The 16,444-nt window shown below is 62.8% G+C and carries 13 protein-coding genes; 4 read left to right on the plus strand and 9 right to left on the minus strand.

Going from position 1 to position 16,444, the window contains the following annotated elements; all coding sequences use genetic code 11:
* Positions 1-138: 138 nt before the first annotated feature.
* The 3 genes from gltB to hemE all read left to right on the plus strand — a co-directional run bounded on the left by gltB (position 139) and on the right by hemE (position 7,446).
* On the plus strand, positions 139-4,584 hold the full coding sequence (gene gltB / locus NTD80_RS07700; RefSeq protein WP_065899947.1) for a glutamate synthase large subunit: 4,446 nt from the start codon (positions 139-141) through the stop codon (positions 4,582-4,584).
* 123 nt (positions 4,585-4,707) lie between these two features.
* On the plus strand, positions 4,708-6,126 hold the full coding sequence (locus NTD80_RS07705) for an FAD-dependent oxidoreductase (protein ID WP_262132981.1): 1,419 nt from the start codon (positions 4,708-4,710) through the stop codon (positions 6,124-6,126).
* 252 nt (positions 6,127-6,378) lie between these two features.
* Positions 6,379-7,446, plus strand: a complete 1,068-nt coding sequence (hemE, locus tag NTD80_RS07710) for a uroporphyrinogen decarboxylase (protein ID WP_065899950.1) — start codon at positions 6,379-6,381, stop codon at positions 7,444-7,446.
* Between the two features lie 127 nt (positions 7,447-7,573).
* Here the strand turns inward: hemE and NTD80_RS07715 are convergent, their stop codons facing one another.
* Complete coding sequence (locus NTD80_RS07715) at positions 7,574-8,791, minus strand: MFS transporter (RefSeq protein WP_410017411.1); 1,218 nt, start codon at positions 8,789-8,791, stop codon at positions 7,574-7,576.
* 173 nt (positions 8,792-8,964) lie between these two features.
* On the opposite strand from NTD80_RS07715, the gene NTD80_RS07720 reads away from it, so the two are divergent.
* Complete coding sequence (locus NTD80_RS07720) at positions 8,965-9,858, plus strand: LysR family transcriptional regulator (protein ID WP_262132985.1); 894 nt, start codon at positions 8,965-8,967, stop codon at positions 9,856-9,858.
* Between the two features lie 63 nt (positions 9,859-9,921).
* Here the strand turns inward: NTD80_RS07720 and NTD80_RS07725 are convergent, their stop codons facing one another.
* Genes NTD80_RS07725 through NTD80_RS07760 form a run of 8 tightly spaced genes read right to left on the minus strand, consistent with a single transcriptional unit; the run spans position 9,922 to position 16,421 of the window.
* Positions 9,922-10,365 (minus strand): hypothetical protein, encoded by a 444-nt coding sequence (locus NTD80_RS07725; RefSeq protein WP_262132986.1) that lies wholly within the window; start codon positions 10,363-10,365, stop codon positions 9,922-9,924.
* Between the two features lie 26 nt (positions 10,366-10,391).
* Positions 10,392-11,618, minus strand: a complete 1,227-nt coding sequence (locus NTD80_RS07730) for a beta-ketoacyl-ACP synthase (protein WP_262132987.1) — start codon at positions 11,616-11,618, stop codon at positions 10,392-10,394.
* Positions 11,618-12,346, minus strand: coding sequence for a 3-oxoacyl-ACP reductase FabG (fabG, locus tag NTD80_RS07735; RefSeq protein WP_262132989.1), 729 nt, complete (start codon positions 12,344-12,346; stop codon positions 11,618-11,620). Before fabG ends, NTD80_RS07730 begins: the two co-directional genes overlap by 1 nt.
* Positions 12,343-12,804 (minus strand): hotdog family protein, encoded by a 462-nt coding sequence (locus NTD80_RS07740; protein ID WP_120447446.1) that lies wholly within the window; start codon positions 12,802-12,804, stop codon positions 12,343-12,345. The genes fabG and NTD80_RS07740 overlap by 4 nt, the downstream gene beginning before the upstream one ends.
* Positions 12,801-13,967, minus strand: coding sequence for a beta-ketoacyl-[acyl-carrier-protein] synthase family protein (locus NTD80_RS07745; protein WP_262132991.1), 1,167 nt, complete (start codon positions 13,965-13,967; stop codon positions 12,801-12,803). Before NTD80_RS07745 ends, NTD80_RS07740 begins: the two co-directional genes overlap by 4 nt.
* Positions 13,964-14,446, minus strand: a complete 483-nt coding sequence (locus NTD80_RS07750; RefSeq protein WP_262132993.1) for a hypothetical protein — start codon at positions 14,444-14,446, stop codon at positions 13,964-13,966. The genes NTD80_RS07745 and NTD80_RS07750 overlap by 4 nt, the downstream gene beginning before the upstream one ends.
* Complete coding sequence (locus tag NTD80_RS07755) at positions 14,443-15,177, minus strand: class I SAM-dependent methyltransferase (protein ID WP_262132995.1); 735 nt, start codon at positions 15,175-15,177, stop codon at positions 14,443-14,445. The genes NTD80_RS07750 and NTD80_RS07755 overlap by 4 nt, the downstream gene beginning before the upstream one ends.
* Positions 15,174-16,421 carry an NAD(P)/FAD-dependent oxidoreductase gene (locus NTD80_RS07760; protein WP_065899968.1) on the minus strand — a complete coding sequence of 416 codons (1,248 nt, stop codon included), beginning with the start codon at positions 16,419-16,421 and terminating at the stop codon, positions 15,174-15,176. The genes NTD80_RS07755 and NTD80_RS07760 overlap by 4 nt, the downstream gene beginning before the upstream one ends.
* Positions 16,422-16,444 lie beyond the last annotated feature (23 nt).

Genomic DNA, 16,444 nt, shown 5'->3' on the forward strand with positions numbered 1-16,444 from the left:
GTGAGCGTTCGTGTCGGTGTGTACAATGACCTCCCTTTTGCCCCCGCTAAGCCGGCGTACGTTCGGCGTGGAAGGTAACCGGTTGAATTGAAAAGAAATTTGCCTCGATATAAGAGGCAGCCTGGTGAGAAAGTGTCTATGAAAGCAGGTCTGTACCAACCCGATGAATTCAAGGATAACTGCGGTTTCGGCCTGATAGCCCATATGCAGGGCGAGCCCAGTCATACCCTTTTGCAAACGGCCATCGAGGCCCTGACCTGCATGACCCACCGTGGTGGGATCAACGCCGACGGCAAGACCGGTGACGGTTGTGGCTTGCTGATTCAAAAGCCCGACCAGTTCCTGCGTGCTGTCGCCAAGGAGCATTTCGGCACCGATTTGCCCAAGCAGTACGCCGTGGGCATGGTGTTCTTCAACCAGGACCCGGTCAAAGCCGAAGCCGCTCGCGAGAACATGAACCGCGAGATCCTGGCTGCCGGCCTGCAACTCGTCGGCTGGCGCAAAGTGCCGATCGACACCAGCGTGCTCGGCCGCCTGGCCCTGGAGCGCCTGCCGCAGATCGAGCAAGTGTTCATTGCCGGTGATGGCCTGAGCGACCAGGACATGGCGATCAAGCTGTTCACCTCGCGTCGTCGTTCGTCCGTGGCCAACGCCGCCGACACCGACCACTACATCTGCAGCTTTTCCCACAAGACCATCATTTATAAAGGCCTGATGATGCCGGCGGACTTGACCGCCTTCTATCCAGACCTGAGCGATGAGCGCCTGCAAACCGCGATCTGCGTGTTCCACCAGCGCTTCTCCACCAACACCCTGCCGAAATGGCCGCTGGCCCAGCCATTCCGCTTCCTCGCCCACAACGGCGAGATCAACACCATCACCGGCAACCGCAACTGGGCCGTGGCCCGTCGCACCAAGTTCGCCAACGATTTGATGGACCTGGAAGAGCTCGGCCCGCTGGTCAACCGCGTCGGTTCCGACTCCTCCAGCATGGACAACATGCTCGAGCTGATGGTCACCGGTGGCATCGACCTGTTCCGTGGCGTGCGCATGATCATTCCGCCAGCGTGGCAGAACGTCGAAACCATGGACCCGGATCTGCGTGCATTCTACGAGTACAACTCGATGCACATGGAGCCGTGGGACGGTCCGGCCGGCGTGGTCATGACCGACGGTCGCTACGCCGTGTGCCTGCTCGACCGCAACGGCCTGCGCCCGGCGCGTTGGGTGACTACCACCAACGGTTTCATCACCCTGGCGTCGGAAATCGGCGTGTGGAACTACCAGCCCGAAGACGTGATCGCCAAGGGCCGTGTAGGCCCTGGCCAGATCCTGGCCGTGGACACCGAGACCGGGCAGATCCTCGACACCGACGCGATCGACAACCGCTTGAAGTCGCGTCACCCGTACAAGCAATGGCTGCGCAAGAACGCCCTGCGCATCCAGGCGACCATGGAAGACAACGACCACGGTTCGGCTTTCTACGACGTCGACCAGCTCAAGCAGTACATGAAGATGTACCAGGTCACCTTCGAGGAACGCGACCAGGTGCTGCGTCCGCTTGGCGAGCAAGGCTACGAGGCGGTCGGCTCCATGGGCGACGACACGCCGATGGCCGTGCTGTCCCAGCGCGTGCGCACGCCGTACGACTATTTCCGCCAGCAGTTCGCCCAGGTGACCAACCCGCCGATCGATCCGCTGCGTGAAGCCATCGTGATGTCCCTGGAAGTCTGCCTCGGTGCCGAGCGCAACATCTTCCAGGAATCGCCTGAGCACGCTTCTCGCGTGATCCTCAGCTCGCCAGTGATTTCGCCGGCCAAGTGGCGCTCGCTGATGACCCTGGATCGCCCGGGCTTCGACCGCCAGATCATCGACCTCAACTACGACGAGAGCCTCGGCCTTGAAGCCGCTGTGCGCAATGTCGCCGACCAGGCCGAAGAAGCCGTGCGCGCCGGTCGTACCCAGATCGTGCTGACCGACCGTCACATCGCGCCGGGCAAGCTGCCGATCCACGCGTCCCTGGCCACCGGCGCGGTACACCACCGCCTGACCGAAAAAGGCCTGCGCTGCGATTCCAACATCCTCGTCGAAACCGCTACCGCCCGCGACCCGCATCACTTTGCGGTGCTGATCGGCTTCGGCGCCTCGGCGGTGTACCCGTTCCTGGCGTACGAAGTCCTCGGCGACCTGATCCGTACCGGCGAAGTCCTCGGCGACCTCTACGAGGTGTTCAAGAACTACCGTAAAGGCATCACCAAGGGCCTGCTGAAGATCCTGTCGAAGATGGGCATCTCCACCGTCACTTCGTACCGTGGCGCGCAACTGTTCGAGGCCATCGGCCTGTCCGAAGAAGTTTGCGAGCTGAGCTTCCGTGGTGTGCCGAGCCGTATCAAGGGCGCGCGTTTCGTCGATATCGAAGCCGAGCAGAAAGCCCTGGCGGCCGAAGCCTGGAGCGCGCGCAAGCCGATCCAGCAAGGCGGCCTGCTGAAGTTCGTCCACGGCGGCGAATACCATGCGTACAACCCGGACGTGGTCAACACCCTGCAAGCTGCCGTGCAGCAGGGCGACTACGCCAAGTTCAAGGAATACACGAGCCTGGTGGATAACCGCCCGGTGTCGATGATCCGCGACCTGTTCAAGGTGAAGACCCTGGACACCGCGATGGACATCAACGAAGTCGAGCCGCTGGAATCGATCCTCAAGCGCTTCGACTCCGCCGGTATTTCCCTGGGCGCCTTGTCGCCCGAGGCTCACGAAGCCTTGGCCGAAGCCATGAACCGCCTGGGTGCGCGTTCCAACTCCGGTGAAGGCGGTGAGGACCCGGCGCGCTATGGCACCATCAAGAGTTCGAAAATCAAGCAGGTGGCCACCGGCCGTTTTGGTGTGACTCCGGAATACCTGGTCAACGCCGAAGTGCTGCAAATCAAGGTTGCCCAGGGCGCCAAGCCCGGTGAGGGCGGCCAACTGCCAGGCGGCAAGGTCAACGGCCTGATCGCCAAGCTGCGTTACGCAGTACCCGGCGTGACCCTGATCTCGCCACCGCCGCACCACGACATCTATTCGATCGAAGACTTGTCGCAGCTGATTTTTGACTTGAAACAAGTCAACCCGCAGGCGCTGGTCTCGGTGAAGCTGGTGGCGGAAGCCGGCGTGGGCACCATCGCCGCTGGCGTGGCCAAGGCCTATGCCGACCTGATCACTATCTCCGGCTACGACGGCGGCACCGGCGCATCGCCGCTGACCTCGATCAAGTACGCCGGCGCGCCGTGGGAACTCGGCCTGGCCGAAACCCACCAGACCCTGCGCGGCAACGACCTGCGCGGCAAGGTCCGGGTGCAGACCGACGGCGGCCTGAAAACCGGCCTCGACGTGATCAAGGCTGCGATCCTCGGCGCCGAGAGCTTCGGCTTCGGTACTGCGCCAATGATCGCCCTGGGCTGCAAATACCTGCGCATCTGCCACCTGAACAACTGCGCCACCGGCGTCGCGACCCAGAACGAGAAGCTGCGCAAGGATCACTACATCGGCACCGTCGACATGGTGGTGAACTTCTTCACCTACGTCGCCGAAGAGACCCGTGAGTGGCTGGCCAAGCTGGGTGTGCGTTCCCTCGAAGAGCTGATCGGGCGTACCGACCTGCTGGATATCCTCGAAGGTCAGACCGCCAAGCAGAACCACCTCGACCTGACACCGCTGTTGGGCAGTGATCACATCCCGGCCGACAAGCCGCAATTCTGCCAGGTGGATCGCAACCCGCCGTTCGACAAAGGCCTGTTGGCCGAGAAGATGGTCGAGATGGCCAGTTCCTCGATCAACGATGCCAGCGGTGGCGAGTTCGCCCTGGATATCTGCAACTGCGACCGTTCCATCGGCGCACGGATCTCCGGCGAAATCGCGCGCAAGCACGGCAACCAGGGGATGGCGAAAGCACCGATCACCTTCCGCTTCAAGGGCACCGCTGGCCAGAGTTTCGGCGTGTGGAACGCCGGCGGCCTGCACATGTACCTGGAAGGCGATGCAAACGACTACGTGGGCAAGGGCATGACCGGCGGCAAGCTGGTGATCGTCCCGCCTGCAGGCAGCGTGTACAAGACCCAGGACAGTGCCATCATCGGCAACACCTGCTTGTACGGCGCCACCGGTGGCAAGCTGTTCGCCGCCGGTACGGCCGGTGAGCGTTTCGCCGTGCGTAACTCCGGTGCCCACACCGTGGTGGAAGGTACCGGCGATCACTGCTGCGAGTACATGACCGGTGGCTTTGTCGCGGTACTGGGCAAGACTGGTTACAACTTCGGTTCGGGCATGACCGGCGGTTTCGCCTACGTGCTCGACCAGGACAACACCTTCGTCGACAAGGTCAACCACGAGTTGGTCGAGATCCAGCGGATCAGCGGCGAAGCCATGGAATCCTACCGGAACCACTTGCAGCACGTGCTGGACGAGTACGTCGAGGAGACCGGCAGCGAATGGGGTCGTAACCTCGCCGAAAACCTCGATGATTACCTGCGTCGTTTCTGGCTGGTCAAGCCCAAGGCTGCCAACCTGAAGTCGTTGCTTTCCAGCATCCGTGCCAACCCGCAATAAGAGCAGTCGCCAGCGGCAAGCTTCAAGCCGCAAGTGAAATGCAGTGCGCGGTATGCCGGTTAATGTGATTTTCTTGCAGCTTCAAGCTTGCCGCTTGGAGCTGTCGTGTAAGAGGTTTTGAAGATGGGCGAACGTCTCAATAACGACTTCCAATTCATCGATGTCGGGCGCAAAGATCCGAAGAAGAAACTGTTGCGTCAACGCAAGAAGGAGTTCGTGGAAATCTACGAACCCTTCAAGCCCCAGCACTCGGCCGACCAGGCCCACCGCTGCCTGGGTTGCGGTAACCCGTATTGCGAATGGAAGTGCCCGGTGCACAACTTCATTCCCAACTGGCTCAAGTTGGTGGCCGAGGGCAACATCCTTGCCGCCGCCGAGCTGTCGCACCAGACCAACACCTTGCCGGAAGTGTGTGGCCGGGTGTGCCCGCAGGATCGTCTGTGCGAAGGTGCGTGCACCCTCAACGACGGCTTCGGCGCGGTGACGATCGGTTCGGTGGAGAAGTACATCACCGACACCGCCTTCGCCATGGGCTGGCGTCCGGACATGTCCAAGGTCAAGCCGACCGGCAAGCGTGTTGCGATCATCGGCGCGGGCCCGGCGGGCCTGGGCTGTGCCGACGTGCTGGTGCGTGGCGGCGTGACTCCGGTGGTGTTCGACAAGAACCCGGAAATCGGTGGCCTGCTGACCTTCGGCATCCCCGAGTTCAAGCTGGAAAAAACCGTCCTGAGCAATCGCCGTGAAGTCTTCACCGGCATGGGTATCGAGTTCCGTCTCAATACCGAAATCGGCAAAGACATCACCATGGAGCAACTGCTCGAGGAGTACGATGCGGTGTTCATGGGCATGGGCACCTACACCTACATGAAGGGCGGCTTTGCCGGTGAGGACCTGCCGGGGGTGTATGACGCACTGGATTTCCTGATCGCCAACGTCAATCGCAACCTGGGCTTTGAAAAGTCGCCGGAAGATTTCGTCGACATGAAAGGCAAGAAGGTCGTGGTACTCGGCGGTGGCGACACCGCGATGGACTGCAACCGTACCTCGATCCGCCAGGGCGCCAAGTCGGTGACCTGTGCGTACCGCCGTGACGAAGCGAACATGCCCGGCTCGCGCAAAGAAGTGAAGAACGCCAAGGAAGAAGGGGTGAAATTCCTCTACAACCGCCAGCCGATCGCTATCGTCGGTGAAGACCGCGTCGAAGGCGTGAAGGTGGTCGAGACCCGTCTCGGCGAACCGGATGCCCGTGGCCGTCGCAGCCCCGAGCCGATCCCGGGTTCCGAAGAGATCATCCCGGCCGATGCCGTGGTCATCGCATTCGGTTTCCGCCCAAGCCCGGCGCCGTGGTTCGAACAGTTCCAGATCCAGACCGACAGCCAGGGCCGCGTCGTCGCCCCGGAACAAGGCCAGTACAAGCACCAGACCAGCAACCCGAAAATCTTCGCCGGTGGCGATATGGTGCGCGGTTCTGACCTGGTCGTGACGGCGATCTTCGAAGGGCGCAATGCCGCTGAAGGGATCCTGGATTACCTGCAGGTCTGATCAAATTTCAGTTTGAAATGCGATCAAATGTGGGAGCTGGCTTGCCTGCGATGCAGGCAACCCGGTCTGTCAACCAGACCCGGTTGATGCTATCGCAGGCAAGCCAGCTCCCACACAAACCTCATTTCACATTGAGGTTTGTGCCGCCACTCATTGCGACAAATTGACCCGATAGACAAAAGGCACGGCGCATTCCGTGCCTTTTGCGTCGCGCTCTGAGAAAATGCCCGCACTTTTTTTGCGGATGCCGACATGACTGCCCTCAAGAACGACCGTTTCCTTCGTGCCCTGCTCAAGCAACCCGTGGACGTCACCCCTGTGTGGATGATGCGCCAGGCCGGTCGCTACTTGCCGGAATACCGCGCCAGTCGCGCCAACGCCGGCGATTTCATGAGCCTGTGCATGAATCCTGCGTTCGCCTGCGAAGTCACCATGCAGCCGCTGGACCGCTACCCACAACTGGACGCGGCCATCCTCTTTTCCGACATCCTCACCATCCCCGACGCCATGGGCCAAGGCCTGTATTTTGAAACCGGCGAAGGCCCGCGTTTCAAGAAAGTCGTCAGCACCCTGGCCGATATCGAAGCCCTGCCGATTCCTGATCCGCACAAGGACCTCGGCTATGTGATGGACGCCGTCAGCACCATCCGCCGCGAGCTGAATGGCCGCGTGCCGCTGATCGGCTTCTCCGGCAGCCCATGGACCCTGGCCACCTACATGGTCGAAGGCGGCTCGTCGAAAGACTTCCGCAAGACCAAGGCTATGCTCTACGACAACCCGCAGGCCATGCACCTGCTGCTGGACAAGCTGGCGCAGTCGGTCACCTCCTACCTCAACGGCCAGATCATGGCCGGTGCCCAGGCAGTACAGATCTTCGATACCTGGGGCGGCAACCTGTCGGCCGCGGCGTATCAGGAATTTTCCCTGGCCTATATGCGCAAAATCGTCAGCGGCCTGATCCGCGAGCACGAAGGCCGTAAAGTGCCGGTCATCATGTTCACCAAGGGCGGCGGCCTGTGGCTCGAAAGCATCGCCGATGCCGGTGCCGATGCATTGGGCCTGGACTGGACCTGCGACCTGGGCGATGCCCGTCGTCGGGTCGGCAACCAGGTTGCCCTGCAAGGCAACATGGACCCGACCGTGCTGTACGCCAAGCCGGAAGCGATCCGCACCGAAGTCGGACGCATCCTGGCCAGCTATGGCAAGGGCACCGGTCACGTGTTCAACCTCGGTCATGGCATCACCCCGGAAGTGAACCCGGAGCACGCTGGTGCGTTCCTGCAGGCGGTGCACGAACTGTCCGCGCAATACCACAACTAACACGCAAAACAACTGTGGGAGCGGGCTTGCTCGCGAATGCGGTGTATCAGTCATGAATGTATCAACTGACACTCCGGATTCGCGAGCAAGCCCGCTCCCACATTCAAAGCAGGATTGCCTCAGGCCTTCACATCCCCAGCGGCGGCAACTTCGCCAGCTTCAACGCCACCAGCAACGCCCCAATCAACAGCGCGACGATAAACGCCCCAATCCCGTTCCACCCGGCAAAGTGCCAGAAGAACCCGCCCGCCGTACCGGCGATACTCGACCCCACGTAATAGCAGAACAAGTACAGCGACGACGCCTGCCCCTTGGCCTTGACGGCGCGGCGGCCGATCCAGCTGCTGGCCACCGAGTGGGCGCCGAAGAAGCCGAAGGTAAAGATCAGCATGCCCGGCACCACCAGCCACAGCGGGGTGAACAGGGTCAGCGCCATGCCGGCGAGCATCAGCACGATCGTGCCCCACAGCACGCGACGGCGGCCGAGTCGGTCGGCCAGGGAGCCGATTTTCGCCGAGCTGTAGATGCCCGAGAGGTACACCAGCGACAGCAGGCCGACCACGGCCTGGCTCAGTTCGTAGGGCGAGGCCAGCAAGCGATAGCCGATGTAGTTGAACATCGTCACGAACGCGCCCATCAGCAGGAACGCCTCAAGGAACAACCACGGCAGGCCCGCGTCCTTGAAGTGCATGACAAAACCATCCACCAGGTTGCGCGGCTTGAGGCTGCTGGCGCGGAAGTTGCGCGATTCGGGAAGGATTTTCCAGAACACGGTAGCGGCGATCAATGCCAGCGCGCCGATGATCAGCATCGCGGTGTGCCAGCTGACGAAGTCGATCAACACGCCGATGATCAGGCGCCCGCTCATGCCGCCAATCGCGTTGCCACCGATGTACAGGCCCATTGCCAGGCCGATGTGCTGCGGATGGATCTCTTCGCTCAGGTAGGTCATTGCCACGGCGGCCAGGCCGCTCAGCGACAGGCCTACCAGCGCGCGCATCAGCAGGATGCCCTCCCAGGTTGGCATCAGGCCACTGGCGATGGTCGCCAGCGCCGCACAGAACAGTGCGGACACCATCACCGGCTTGCGTCCCAGCCGGTCGGAAATCGGCCCGGTGATCAGCAAGCCGCACGCCAGCATCGCCGTCGCCACCGAGAGGATCAGGCTGCTTTGCGCGGCATTGATGGAAAACTCGTGGGACAACGCCGGCATCATCGGCTGCACGCAATACAACAGGGCAAAGGTGGCAAACCCGCCGGAAAACAGCGCCAGCACCGTGCGCATGAACATCGGCGTGCCTTTTTCAATGTACTCGTCGTTGAGCTGCGCCACCACCTCATCCAAGGCGGTGGGTGGGACTTCTTGCGCGAAGGGAGCAACAGCAGATTTCACGGGGGACCTCGGGGAGGAAGAGCGTGCCAGGACTGGCAATGCTGAAAAGAATATAGCTGGCTAATGATTCTTTCCAATATATTGTTCGACCTGTTTGATAGCTTTAACGACCTAATGAGGCTTGCATGGAATTGCGTCACTTGCGGTATTTCATCGCCGTTGCCGAAGAACTGCATTTTGGCCGCGCTGCGCAGGTGCTGGGCATCTCGCAACCGCCCTTGAGCCAGCAGATCCAGGCGCTGGAGCAAGAGGTGGGCGCGCGTTTGTTTGAACGTACCAATCGTCGGGTCGAGCTGAGTGAGGCTGGTCGACTGTTCCTGCAGGAGGCGCGCCTGGTGCTGGCGCAGGTCGACAAGGCGGCGGACGTCGCGCGTCGGGCTCAATTGGGTGAACTGGGGGAACTGAAGATCGGCTTTACCTCGTCGGCGCCCTTCAACTCCAGCATCCCCCAGGCGATCTTCGCCTTTCGCCAGGCGTTCCCGGCCGTGCACTTGAACCTGCAGGAAATGAGCAGCACCGAGGTGGCCGAATCGCTGGTGGATGAGTCGATCCAGGTCGGGCTGATGCGTCCGCTGCCGTTGCCGGATTCACTGAGTGTGGTCGAGTTGATGCGCGAGCCGCTGGTGGCCGTATTGAACGCCGGTCACCCGTTGGTGCAGGGCAGCGAACGAGGTTTGCACCTGGCGCAACTGGCGCAGGAGCCGTTCGTGTTTTTCCCGCGTACGTACGGTAGTGGCCTGTATGCGCAACTGCTCAATCTGGCGCGTGATGCCGGCTTCAGCCCGCACTTCGCCCAGGAGGCGGGCGAGGCGATGACCATCATCGGCCTGGTAGCGGCGGGGCTGGGCGTTTCGGTGTTGCCAGCGTCGTACCAGCGCATCCGCATTGATGGGGTGGTGTATCGCACGCTGCTGGACCAGGAGGCGGTAACGGCGGTGTGGCTGGTGCAGCGCAAGGGCGTACAGACGCCGATGGCGAAGGCGTTCGTGGAGTTGTTGACGCGTAAGGCTGCCCGATAAACTTGGGCAAGCAGGCGGTTGTGGCAAGCGGGCTTGCCACAGAGGTCGTGCCTGGCTCTGGTCTTACTTCGACGTACCCGTTTGCCCAGACGACTGCGCCGAAGTTCCGGCCTCATTTACGCCAACGCTGCGCAATGCCGCCATGATGTCGCGATCAAGCATGCTCACCCAACGGTTGTAGTTGCGATGGATCTTGCCGTCCTTGTAGCCCAGGTCGCGGCTGTCGCGGTAGGTGATGGCGTAGCTGTTGCGGGTGTAGCGGATGTCGATCGCTGCGTAGTACTGGTTGCGCACGTTGATCTCGGCCTGTACCAGTTGCGGGCTCAGGCGTTGCACCGTCCACTCGCGCTTTTGCAGGGCGTTGATGATCACCGTTTTCATTTTTTCTTCGCTGACCTGGTTGGCAACCGGCAGCTCGTGCTGGGTGTTGAGGATCGGCTTGCTGGTGCAGCCGGCGGTGGTCAACAGGGCCAGGGTGATCAGGGTAGCGCGTAGCAAGGAAGACATTCCGTTTTCTCCAATCGATTAAAAAGTCAGGACCAGCGGCGGAAAATCAGCGATGTATTGACGCCGCCAAAGGCAAAGTTGTTGTTCATCACGTAGTCGTGATGCATCTCGCGAAACTCACCCTGCAGGTAATCCAGTTCGCCGCATTGCGGGTCGATGGCGTCCAGGTTGAAGGTGTGCACGTACTGGTCGCGGTTCATCATCTCGATGCTGAACCACGATTCCAGCGCACCACAGGCGCCCAGCGTGTGGCCCAGGAAGCTCTTCTGCGAACTGATGGGCATGCGGCTGCCGAACAGGCTGCTGGTCGCCAGCGTCTCGGCGATGTCGCCTTGATCGGTGGCGGTGCCGTGGCCGTTGACGTAGCCGATCGCGCCAGGCTCGAGCCCGGCATCTTCCAGGGCCAGCTCCATGGCGCGGCGCATGGTTTTCTGTTCCGGGCGGGTGGTGTGCTGGCCGTCGGCGTTGCTGCCGAAGCCGACGATCTCGGCGTGGATATGCGCCCCTCGCGCCAACGCATGTTCGAGTTCTTCGAGCACCAGCATGCCGCCGCCCTCGCCGATCACCAGGCCATCGCGGCCAGTGTCGTAAGGGCGTGGGCTGGTCTGCGGCGCATCGTTTTTCAGGCTGGTGGCGTAGAGCGCGTCAAACACCATGGCTTCGGTCGGGCACAGCTCTTCGGCGCCGCCGGCGAGCATCAGCGGCAAGCGCCCGAACTTGATCGCCTCGTAGGCATAGCCGATGCCCTGGCTGCCGCTGGTGCAGGCGCTGGATGTAGGGATCAGCCGCCCGGTCAGGCCAAAGAAGATGCTGATATTCGCCGCCGTGGTGTGCGGCATCATGCGCACGTAGGAGTTGGCATTCAGGCCCTCGGCCACTGAGTTCAGCAGCATATTGCCAAACGCCTTGATCTCGTCGGTGCTGCCGGTGGACGAGCCGCAGGCCACGCCCATGCGCCCGTCCTTGATCGACTCGTCGCCGAGCAGACCGGCATCCTTCAACGCCTGCTCCGCCGCCCACACCGCCAGGCGCGAGACGCGGCCCATGCTGCGCAGTTGCTTGCGCGTCCAGTGGCTGGGCACGACGAAGTTGTCGATCGGCCCGGCCAGGCGCGTGTTCAGTTCGGTAAAGCGGTCCCACTCGTCCATGCGCCGGATGCCGCTGCGGTTGGCGCGAAAGTTGGCCGCGATGGTTTCCCAATCGCTGCCCAGGGAGGTCATGCCGGCCATGCCGGTGACGACAACGCGTTTCATCAGCACAGGCCTCCGTTCACGGCCAACACCTGGCGCGTGATATAGCCGGCTTCGGCCGACATGAGGAAATTCACCGCGCCGGCGACTTCTTCCGGGGTGCCCATGCGTTGCGCCGGGATCATCTTCATCAGTTCTTCCACCGGTACGTTTTCATCCAGCATGGCCGTGTCGATCAGGCCGGGGGCGACGCAGTTGACGGTGATCTTGCGCTTGCCCAGCTCGATGGCCAGCGCCTTGGCTGCGCCGATCAGGCCGGCCTTGGAGGCACTGTAGTTGACCTGGCCCCGGTTGCCGATCAGCCCGGACACCGAGGTAATGCACACGATACGCCCGGCCGCACGGCGCCGAATCATCGGCATCATCACTGGGTGCAGCACGTTATAGAAACCGTCGAGGTTGGTGCGCATCACCACGTCCCAATCGTCTTCCGACAGGGCCGGGAAGGCGCCGTCGCGGGTCAGGCCGGCATTCAGCACCACACCGTAATAGGCGCCATGTTGCTCCACGTCCGCCTCGAGGATTTCCTTGCAGCGCGCGCGGTCCGCCACGTCGAACTGCAGCACCCGTGCGTTGCGGCCCAGCGCCTCAACCTCGGCCTTCACGGCATCGGCTTCGGCACGGCCACTGCGGCAATGCAGCACGATGTCGTGCCCGGCCTGGGCCAGGCGCAGCGCGATGGCGCGGCCAATGCCACGGCTGGAGCCGGTGACCAGTACGGATTCAGTCATGGCGTTTCGTCCTTCGATTCTTCTAAATAGTTGGCCGCCTGTGGCGGTCGAAATACGTTCAGGCGGGCGCTGGCCTGGATACCGTCACCGGTCAGGTGGCATTCGAACACACCCATGCCGTTGTCGTCTTCCAGCGAGCGCAGGCCGTGGATCGTCAGCTCGGCGCCTGCCGGGAAGTGTTCCACGTTGCACTCGAACTTGCGCGTGCCAAGCAAAAAGCCCAGCTCCACGGCGGCGCCTTTCTGGCGCGCGCGGCAACCGGCATAGGCGGCGACGCTTTGCGCCATCAGCTCGATGCCGACCCAGGCCGGCAGGCTGCCGTCCGGGCGATTGAACAGGCCGCCGGGCTTGACGGTCGTGCGGGTGCGAACCTGCTCTTCATCGAACGACAGCACCTGGTCGATCAGGATCATGTCGCCCGCGTGGGGCAGCAGTTCGGCGAGTGGCCAATCGATCATGGTGCCTCTGCGATAATCAGGCTGACGTTATTGCCGCCGAAGGCAAACGAGTTGCTCATCAGGCAGCGTTTTTCCAAGCGGGCACCCGGCTGTACCCAGTGCAGCGCGGGCAGCGCCGGGTCGGCCTGGCCGTCCCACACGTGCGGTGGCAGTTGGTTGTGGGTCAGGCTCAGCCAGCAGAACGCCGCTTCCAGCGCGCCCGCAGCACCCAGGGTGTGGCCGCTCATGGGTTTGGTCGACGAGCAGGCCACGCCGGCGGGGAACAGGCTGGCGACGGCCAGGCTTTCCATCGCGTCATTATGCTGGGTGGCCGTGCCGTGCAGGTTCAAGTAGCCGATCTGTTCGGGGGCCAGTTTCGCGCTGGCCAAGGCCTTGCGCATCGCTTGCAAAGCGCCTTTGCCGCTGGGCTCCGGCGCCGAGATATGGTGCGCGTCGCAACTCGCGCCGCTGCCCAGCAAGGCAATCGGCGACGGCTGCCTGCTCATCAGAAACAACACCGCCGCCTCGCCGATGTTGATGCCGTTGCGGTTGCGCGAAAACGGATTGCAGCGCTGGTCCGACACCGCCTCGAGCGAGCTGAACCCATTGAGGGTGAGCTTGCACAAGCTGTCGACGCCGCCGCAGATCACTGCATCGCACACGCCCAGGTCCAGCAGGCGCTGGGCGCTCATCAGCGCGCGGGCGCTGGAGGTGCACGCAGTGGAAATCACATAGGCCGGGCCGCTCGTTTGCAGCCAGTCGGCAAGGAAGTTTGCCGGCGCGCTGAGCTCCTGTTGCTGGTAGTCATAGTCGCCGGGGAACTGCTTATCGCGCAGGTAATGGGCAATGCCGCGACTGGCCTCATCGATCCCCGAGGTGCTGGTGCCCAGCACAATGGCGACACGTGCCGCGCCGTAGCGCTGGATCGCCTGGCGAATCTCGCCCTCGATCTGCAGCGCCGCCTCCAGCAGCAGCTGGTTGTTGCGGCTGCTCTGCTGGCCCAGCTCGGGTGGGATGGTCGCCAGCTCGCCGTGCACACCGGCCACCGGCAGCACTCGCTCCGGGACCCAGCCGCTTTCGGCGCGCATGCCCGAACAGTCACCGGCGAACAGGCTGCGGCTGACCTCGGCCTGGCCGCGGCCCAGCGCGCAGATCACACCGAGTACATTGAGATAGGCGGTCATCGCGCGACTCCCAGCGGCGTAATGCGATAGCTCAACGGCTGCCCGCTGATGTTCACGCGAAATACCTCGGACGACTGATACACGATTTGCCAATGGCCCGGCAGGGTGCGCGTCAGGTCCATCGCCTGCGCGTCGGGGTACAGCGCGCGCAGGTCGTCCGCCGAAGTCAGGGCAAACAGCAGGGCGGCGAACAGCTCGCGCGCCTGGGGATTGGGCGGCAGCAAGCCATCGGCCTGCCACTGCCCATTGATCAGTATCTGCCGGGCCTGGGGGATACCCAGGGGATCCATCATCGACCAGCGAATGCCGCCGTCCTCGCGCTGGATCACCAGCAGCCAATCCTGGCGCTGGGCACCTTCCTGGCGTTGCACATGCAATTGCATCGGCAGGGTCAGAGTGGGCATTTTTCCGGGCAGCGGCGCCTGGCTGGCGCAGGCGCTCAGCAGCAACAGGCAGCCGATCAGCAGCAGGCGCATCATGCGGGCGCACCCGCCAAGGGTTTGCGCGCGACGCAATTGACCAGGGTTTCTTCGCGCTGGCCCACCGGCGGCGCCTTGCGCAGGCCCCAGCGTTCCAGCAGGCCGAAATCGCTGGAGCGGCTCCACCACAGATAGGGGTACGAGACGTTCTGCGCGCCGAACTCAAAGCCCTGCTCGCGCAGCATCTGCAGGTACTCTTCGGCGCTCTTCTGCACGTGCATCGGGTGGCGGAACAGCCAGCGGATCACCCAGGTGTCGATATACGCTTCGGTGGATTCGGCAAACAGCAGGTAGCCCCCCGGCTTGAGCACGCGGTAGAACTCTTTCAGCGCGCGATGTTGTTCCACCAGATGGTGGAACGTCTGGTGGCAGAACAGGATATCGACGCTGGCGTCCGGCACTTCGAGGGTGGCGCAGTCGCTGCCGATCAGCTCCACGGCGAGGCCCTGGCGCGTGGCTTCCTCGCGGCTCAGTTGGAGGCTGTGAGGGTCGGCATCCAGCCCGATCAGGCGCGAGGGGGCAAACACTTGCTGCAGCAGCTTGAAGGATTTGCCCTGGCCGCAACCGGCGTCGAGCAAGACCGGCGCCTGGGGCAATGCCTCGCTGAACAGGCCGCGCAGGTCGTTGATCGCCACGCGCAGCACATGGTGCTGCCAGGTGTGGCTGCGCAGGAACCAGAAACCGAACCTGGTTTCCTCGACGTAATTCTTACTCAGGTACTGACTGCTCACGCGGCATCCCCTGCACAAATCTCCGATAACATCCGCAACCGCCGCTTGGGCTCGCTGACAAACGGGTTGCGCTCATCCCAGGCATAGCCGGCGAGGATCGAGCTGATCATCCGGCGAATCTCCGGCGAGCTGCCGGGGTGGAAAATCACATCCTGGAACGTCCCCGCATACCAACCTTCGACGTAGCAACGGAAGGTGTCGACACCCCGCTTGAGCGGTTCGGCGAATTCGCTTTGCCAGTCCACCGTTTCGCCGCTCAGCTGACGATGCAACAAACCGGCGGCCATGCTCGCCGAGCGCATGGCGATGGTCACGCCGGACGAAAACACCGGGTCGAGGAATTCTGCGGCGTTGCCCAGCAGCGCGAAGCCCGGGCCGTGCAAGGTTTTGACGTTGGCCGAGTAGCCGCCGATGGTGCGCGCGGGGGTATCCCACACGGCGTTGTGCAGCACGCCGGACAGGCTTGGGGTTTCGTCGATAAAACCGCGTAGGCAGGCGTCGAGGTCCGCGTCGCGGCCGTCGAAATGCTCCTTCGCCGCGACCACGCCGACCGAGCAGCGGCCATTGCTGAACGGGATGGTCCAGAACCAGATATCGCGCTGTGTCGGATGGGTGGTCACCAGGATCTTGGTGCGATCAAACCCAGGATGTTCGATGCGGTCTTCGACGTGGGTGAACACCGCCTGGCGCAGCGGGAAATTCGACGGCGCCTCGAGGTCGAGCAAGCGCGGCAAGACACGGCCGTAGCCGCTGGCGTCGAGCACGAACCTGGCCTTGAGATGGTATTCGCTGCCGTTCTCGCGGCGCACGTGCAGGTAGCGCGATTCGCCTTTGAAATCCACGCCAACGATGGTTTCGCCGTAGCGAATATCGACGCCCTGCAGCGCCGCCTGATCGGCCAGCAATTTGTCGAACTCGCCGCGTTGCACCTGGAAGGTGGTCGGTTTGCCGTTGCTGAAGGTGTCGCCAAAATCGAATGCGCTGTAGCGCTCGCCCCAGGCGAACGCAGCGCCGGTTTTCACCTGGAAGCCCGCGGCCTGCACGGCGTCGAGCATGCCGGCTTCCTCGATGAAGTCGATGCAGTGCGACAGCAGGCTCTCGCCGATCGAGAACCGTGGGAAGTGCTGGCGCTCGATGATCAATACATCATGCCCCTTGCGCTTTAACAGCGCGGCGGCGATGGCACCGGATGGACCGGCACCGATCACCACCACCTGGCGACGTTCCATTTCAACTGTAGGCACGAGGGCTCCTTGCCGCATTGGCG

It is taken from the genome of Pseudomonas sp. 13B_2.1_Bac1 (assembly GCF_025466155.1).
Taxonomy (GTDB): Bacteria; Pseudomonadota; Gammaproteobacteria; order Pseudomonadales; family Pseudomonadaceae; genus Aquipseudomonas; species Aquipseudomonas aylmerensis.